The organism is Sphingomonas sp. CCH5-D11, from assembly GCF_001557395.1.
Lineage (GTDB): Bacteria > Pseudomonadota > Alphaproteobacteria > Sphingomonadales > Sphingomonadaceae > Sphingomonas.
In genome coordinates, this window is sequence record NZ_LSKH01000190.1 from 1 (window position 1) to 6,068 (window position 6,068).

The 6,068-nt window shown below is 68.3% G+C and carries 5 protein-coding genes; 3 read left to right on the forward strand and 2 right to left on the reverse strand.

The features are described from left to right. The 3 genes from AX702_RS11945 to AX702_RS22080 all read left to right on the forward strand — a co-directional run. Nucleotides 1-696 (forward strand): c-type cytochrome (locus AX702_RS11945; RefSeq protein ID WP_156455462.1); only part of this gene is annotated, 696 nt, incomplete at its 5' end. A gap of 183 nt (nucleotides 697-879) precedes the next feature. Further along, nucleotides 880-3,273 carry a putative bifunctional diguanylate cyclase/phosphodiesterase gene (locus AX702_RS11950; RefSeq protein WP_066779853.1) on the forward strand — a complete coding sequence of 798 codons (2,394 nt, stop codon included), beginning with the start codon at nucleotides 880-882 and terminating at the stop codon, nucleotides 3,271-3,273. An 89-nt stretch (nucleotides 3,274-3,362) separates the two neighbouring features. Further along, the gene (locus tag AX702_RS22080; protein ID WP_156455463.1) at nucleotides 3,363-3,524 is read left to right on the forward strand and encodes a hypothetical protein; all 162 of its coding nucleotides are present in this window, start codon (nucleotides 3,363-3,365) and stop codon (nucleotides 3,522-3,524) included. A 21-nt stretch (nucleotides 3,525-3,545) separates the two neighbouring features. On the opposite strand, the gene AX702_RS11955 is transcribed toward AX702_RS22080, so the two are convergent. Both AX702_RS11955 and AX702_RS11960 read right to left on the reverse strand, forming a co-directional pair. After that, entirely contained in the window at nucleotides 3,546-4,463 is a 918-nt protein-coding gene (locus AX702_RS11955; RefSeq protein ID WP_066779855.1) for a hypothetical protein, read from the reverse strand. Between the two features lie 290 nt (nucleotides 4,464-4,753). Continuing rightward, the coding region (locus AX702_RS11960) for a TetR/AcrR family transcriptional regulator (RefSeq protein ID WP_156455464.1) at nucleotides 4,754-6,068 on the reverse strand (1,315 nt) is incomplete at its 5' end.

Consider the following 6,068-nt stretch of genomic DNA (forward strand, 5'->3'; position numbering starts at 1 on the left):
ATCGACCATGGTGTGAAGATGACCGGCATGCCCGCCTGGCCGGCGCGCGCGCGCCAGGATGAGATCCGCCGCATGGTCGCGCTGGTCCGCCGCCTGCCGGGGATGACGCCGGCGCAGTTCGACGCGCTCACCGGCGGCACCGCGCGCATCGCCTCGGCTCCCGGCCTTGCCGCTTGTGCCGGCTGCCACGGCGCGGACGGGCGCGGGCGCGGCGCGCCGGACATTCCGGTCCTCGGCGGGCAGAAGCCGGCCTATCTGCTCGCCGCGCTGCGCGCCTTTCAGGACGGCACACGGCAAAGCGCGGTTATGGGCCATGCCGCCTCGCGCCTGTCGGGGGCGGAGATGCGGCAATTGTCGCGGCATTTCGCCGCGCTGCCGGGCCTGGGTGCCGGAACGGGCAGGGGACCGGCAACGAATGCGCCGCAGGACGCCGCGGCCGAGCAGATCGCGCGCATCGGCCTTCCGGACAAGGAACTGCCCGCCTGCGCCAGCTGCCACACGCCGGCCAAGCCCTATCCGGTGCTCGCCGGGCAGAAGCCGGAATATCTCGCCGCCCGCCTGCGCCAGATGCGCGGTGACGAAAAGGAAGTGGACGCCCGCCAAAGCCAGGCGACCATGCCGGTCATCGCCCGCCGCATTCCGGAGGAGATGATCGATCGCCTCGCCGCCCACCTCGCCGCAGCCCCGCCGCGCTAGAAAGCGGACCTTCTCCCGCTCGCCACTTCCCGCAGGAACGCGCCATCTTGGCAGGATCGGTCACTGCCTCGCCGCGCCGCGGCCGCCGATCGAAATACGTAATTCAGTCCGGACTTCGTATCACGGGATCTTAACAAGGCTCCCGATAAACAAGGAGTTGGAGCGCGCGAGTCTGATTCATTGATGTTTCTCAGTCCCTTTCTGCAGGTAGCGCAGAGCTCGGATGCGCTCCTGCGGGATCAGTTCACGCGGCTGCGCACGCAGATCCCGCTGATGTATGCCGTGCTCGCGATCGACGCCGCCTTTCTCGGCCTCGCCACCCACGGCAGCGTGCCCGCCGCGCACAGCCTTGGCATGCCGGCGCTGTTGCTGCTCGCGGTGCTGGGGCGCGCGTGCCTGTGGCTGTTCCGCAAGTCGGCGGCGCCCACGCCCAACCAGATCCGCCGCTATCTGTATGGCACCATCCTCGCTTCCGTGATCCTCAGCGCGGCATTCGGCCTGTGGGGATCGGTGCTGCTGGGCGAAACGGATGCGACACGCGGCACGGCCGTTGCCCTGTTCGTGTTCGTGGGGTCGATCAGCTGCTGCTATTGCCTTCAGGCGCTTCCCGTCGCTGGCTTTTCGGTGCTGCTGTTCGGCGCCATGCCGATCACCTTGCGCATGGTCGCATCGGGCGACAGCTATCTGGTGGGCGTGGCGCTCACCTTTGTGATGGTCTCGATCGTCGTGGTCCGCGCCATGGTCTCCAGCCACCAGGCGTTCACTGCCGCGCTGAACGCGCGCGGGGACATGGCGGAGCTGATTGCTGCCCTGCGCGACAGCGAGGAACGCTACCGCCTCGCCTCGCAGGCGGCGAACGACGTCATCTGGGATATTCCGCTGGACGGCGACCGGATCGACTGGAGCAGCGCGGTCGGCACCTGGCTCGGCTATCCCGAGGCGCAGGCCGGCACTTCGCGGCACTGGTGGCAGGATCGCATCCACCCGGACGATCGCGCGCGCACCGGCGTCCGCCCCGCCGCGCTCGCCGATCCCGAGTTTACCCACTGGACGCATGAGTTTCGCGTGCTGGCGGGATCGGGCGAGTATCTCACCGTGCGCAGCCGCGGCTTCGTCGTGCGCGATCCGCAGGGTCGCGCCACGCGGCTGGTCGGCTCGCTTCAGGATGTGACGGCGCAGAAACGCTATGAAAGCGAGCTGCGCCTCGCCGCCCATTACGATTCGCTCACCGGCCTCCCGAACCGGCTGCTCTTCGCCGAGCGGCTCGATCTCGCGCTCGCCGAGGCGGGGGAACAGCGCGCCAGCGTCGGCCTGATCGTGTTCGATGTGGACCGGTTCAAGATGATCAACGACAGCCTCGGCCATGACGCGGGCGATGCGCTGCTGCGCGAGGTCGCCTGCCGGCTCCAGCGGGTCGCCCCGCCCGGCGCCACCGCCGCGCGGCTCGCCGGGGACGAATTCGCCATCATCATCCCCAGCCTGGACGACAGCGGCATGGGCACGGCGCAGATCGCCGGGCTGCTTGCCGAGATCTCCAGCCCCATGGTCCATGCCGGCCGCCATATCGACGTCAGCCTCAGCGCCGGCTTCGCCCAGGCGTTCCGCGACGGCGGTACGGCCAAGGAAATCCACAAGAGCGCCGATCTCGCGCTTTATGCCGCAAAGCGCGACAATCGCGGCGGCCTGCGCGAATTCCAGCGCGATCTGCGCGACGCGGCCGAGCGTGAAAAGCACATGCTGGCCGATGCGCGCGCCGGCTTGCAGGCCGATTGGATCGTGCCTTTCTACCAGCCCAAGATCTGCCTCAGGACCGGCGCGGTGCTTGGCTTTGAATCGCTGCTGCGCTGGCATCATCCGCAGCAGGGCTTGCGCTCCCCCGCCTCGATCAGCGCGGCGTTCGAGGACCCGGGCACCGCCGTGCAGATCACCGACCGGATGCTGGAGCGCACCATCCGCGACATGGTGCGCTGGGCGGACAAGGGCGTGCCGTTCGGCCGCATCGCCATCAACGGCTCGCCCGAGGATTTCCGCCGCGGCGGCTTTGCCGAGCGCATTCTGGAGCGGCTGGAACAGGCGAAGCTGCCGCCATCCATGCTGGAGCTGGAGGTGACGGAAACCGTCTTCCTCGGGCAGCTCGCCGAAAATGTCAGCGTGGCGCTGAAGACGCTGTCGGATGCGGGCATCACCATCGCGCTCGACGATTTCGGCACCGGCTACGCCTCGCTCACGCATCTGAAGCAATTCCCGGTCGATGCGCTGAAGATCGACCAGTCCTTCGTCTCCCGCCTGACCATGGTGGATTGCGAGGATTCGGCGATCATCGGCGCGGTGATCCAATTGGCCCGCAGCCTCGGCATCACCACCGTCGCGGAAGGGGTGGAAACGGAAACCCAGGCCGCGCACCTCATCGCCAAGGGGTGCGACATGGGGCAGGGCTATCTGTTCAGCCGCCCGATGGCAGCGGAGCAGGTCGCGCCCTTCTTCGGCAAATGGGACTGCCGCTTCGTCGCGCAGCTCTGCGAGCAGGCCGATTGGGGCACCGCCGCCCGCCAGACCTACCGCGAACGCTTCCGCTAAGGGCGCACGGCCCCCATCCCGCGGAATTGCGATCGGGAAGCGAGCGGGCGAAATTGGGCCCGAACCGGCACCTTGTGCGTTCCTCCCCCATGCTCCGCCCCTCCAACACCCGCCTCGCCCGCGCCGCCATCATCGTCGTCGCGCTGGGCGCCCTGATGTGGATCGTCGCGCTCCTCGGCATCAGCCTCAGCAACAAGGAAACCAAGGAACGAACCCCCGACATGCAGGCCGCACCGGCCGGGCAGGGGTGATCGGGGGCCCAGTAAGCGCCTTTATCGGCCTCCCTGCGCGAGACGAACACGCGATGCCGGTACATCGTGATCCAGACCGTAGACGCTGACGGTACGATCCTCGGCGAGCGATGCCGGTGATCGGTTGTCACGACCAATATGCGAAGGGCCCGCCACCAGCGGGATGACAGGCGACAGCGCCGGGCCGCAGAACCTTGGTTCGCGCAGATATGCGGCAACGGCGTTCGCCCGTGCCTGCGCCAGACCGATGTTGGAGGAGAAACGCTGTGCCAACTTCGCGCTCAGGTCCCGCTGGTCGGCCCTTCCGATCACCACTGCGCTTCGCAGGTGGCGCGACTGCAGCTCCCTCTTGATCGCGCAAACGGATCGGACCCCATCCGCAGTCGAGCCGTCGCCTGCAATCGGGATCGACGCTTCGCCATCGCCAAACCGGATGGCGGCACTCGCGGCGAACAGGGCGGGCGCCTTCGTGCCGGAGCCCGAAACGACGGGAGGGGCACGCTCCTCGGGCTCGAACAGGTCCAGCGCGCCCCCGGCGACCAGAGCGAGAAAGGCGCAGAACACACCGATGACCAATAGTTTGGCGCGCCACTGGTAGACTGCCTGCTCGGTCAGGTGATGCCATCTCGCACTCACTTCGGTGGCGTCAGGCGTGGTACTGTCCCATCGCAGCGCGATATTCTTGCACTCCTGAAGCGAATAGGTCTTGTACGTGGATAGTGCAAAGCGCGCAGTGGCCGGACTATCGAGCAATATCTCCAGTACGGATGCGCGCCAATCCCCTTGCTGGATCGCGTCTCGGATCCGTTTGATGCTTTCCAGACCTGCCCCGATCCGTTCGGTCTTTTGCGCCACCAAAATCTCGCGCGTGAGAAAATAAAGACCGGCCGCCTCGATCAAGAGGGTGAGCACGCGGGCGCTGATCAACCAGTCCGGCATCGATATGTCCCGCCTATGAAGCGTCGCCAGATGGCGAGACTATATCAATCGAAGCGGTTTTCGATCAGGATGAACCACCATTACCGTTCGTGCTGATCTCGACGAAACTCTTTGGCTGCTTCACAAGCGGCGCGATCCCGGTCCGTCGACGCCGCCTGCAGCGTCGCTCAGGACAGGCTTGTGATAGGTGAATGCCGGGACATGCCCGGAGTGACGACAGGAGTTACGCGACGCTCGCGTCGGTATTCACGATCAGAGCGTCTTGGCCAGCGGCCCGATCGCTTGTCCAATCACCTGAACAACCCGGTCCGCAACGGCGCTAGATAGGCCGCCACCGCTTCCCCCCGGTCACGCGGGGCGGCCCAGCGGCGCAGGTCGGAGGCGGCGCTGATCGCGGCCATCACCGTCTGTCCGGCGACCAGCGGATCCACCGCGCGCAGCGATCCGTCGGCGATGCCGTCCGCGATCGTGCCCGCCACATGCCGCGTCAGTTGCGCCGCCAGTTGCAGCATGTCCGCGCGAAGCTCCAGCGGCAGCGCCTGATAGGCGCTCATCCGCAGCAGCGGGCTGTTCTCGTCGAACTGCATTGCCACCAGCATGGCGGCGGCGATCGCCAGCCGCTCGCCCTGGTCGCGCCCCGCCGCATCGCCATGCGCCTGCGCCCGCTCGATCGTCGCGAAGGAGCGGCGGAAGCAGGCGAGCACCAGATCGTCCTTGTTGTCGAGGTGGTGATAGAAGCTGCCGGTGCTCACCCCCAGCTCCGCCGCGATCCGCTCCACGCTGGCGCCGGCATAACCGTAGCGGTTGATCAGCCGGGTGGCCGCCGCCAGGAAGCGCGCCTGCGCCGTCTCGGCCTCGCCAGACGCGGCGGTCGGGCAGGCGCCGGGCTCGCGTGCCGGCAGGGGCGCCAGAGGGGGCAGGGGCCACGCCCGCCCGTCGCTCGCCAGCCCATGGGCCAGCACGTCGAACAGCCGCGCCTCCACCCGGGCGAAATCGCGCGGCTGGTAACGATCGATCCAGGCGGGCAGCCATTGCAGGCTGGCGGTGAGGTGAGTCGCGGCAATGGCGGAGCGCGATCCGCCACTCTGCCCCTCGCCCGGCGCGAACATGCCGCGCACGGCCGCGAACCCCTGCGCATAGATCGCCTCCAGCGGCGCGCGCGCGGCCTCGTCCAGCGCGCGAATGTCGGACAGCACGGCCAGCTCCCCGGCGCCGGGCGCCTCACGCGCGCGATACAGGTCGAAATAGGTTGCGATCAGGTGCCGCACCCGCGCCGGCGGATCGGGCGCGCAGGCCGCCGCCTCTGCCGCCTCCAGCGCGAAGCGCAGCGTTCGCTCGAAGCAAGCGGCCGCGAGCTGCTCCTTGCGGCGGAAGTAATAGGTCACGCTGCTGGTATCGAGCGCCAGCGCCCGCGCCACGGCGGTCAGCGTCATGCCGCGCAATCCATGCCGGTTGATGAGCGCGGAGGCGGTGTCCAGGATCTGCGCCCGCCGCCGGTTGAACCGCGGCGTCCGCGCGGCCCGCGCCGGCCGAACGTCCGCGATCGGCTGCGCCGGTAGATCGGGGGCAGGGGCAGGCCGGGCACTCACCCCATCGGTATAGGCC

Excerpts from the sequence above, each read along its gene's own strand:
- AX702_RS22080 (WP_156455463.1), top strand. The coding sequence starts at position 3,363 with ATGCTCCGCCCCTCCAACACCCGCCTCGCCCGCGCCGCCATCATCGTC.
- AX702_RS11950 (WP_066779853.1), top strand. The coding sequence starts at position 880 with ATGTTTCTCAGTCCCTTTCTGCAGGTAGCGCAGAGCTCGGATGCGCTC.
- AX702_RS11955 (WP_066779855.1), bottom strand. The coding sequence starts at position 4,463 with ATGCCGGACTGGTTGATCAGCGCCCGCGTGCTCACCCTCTTGATCGAG.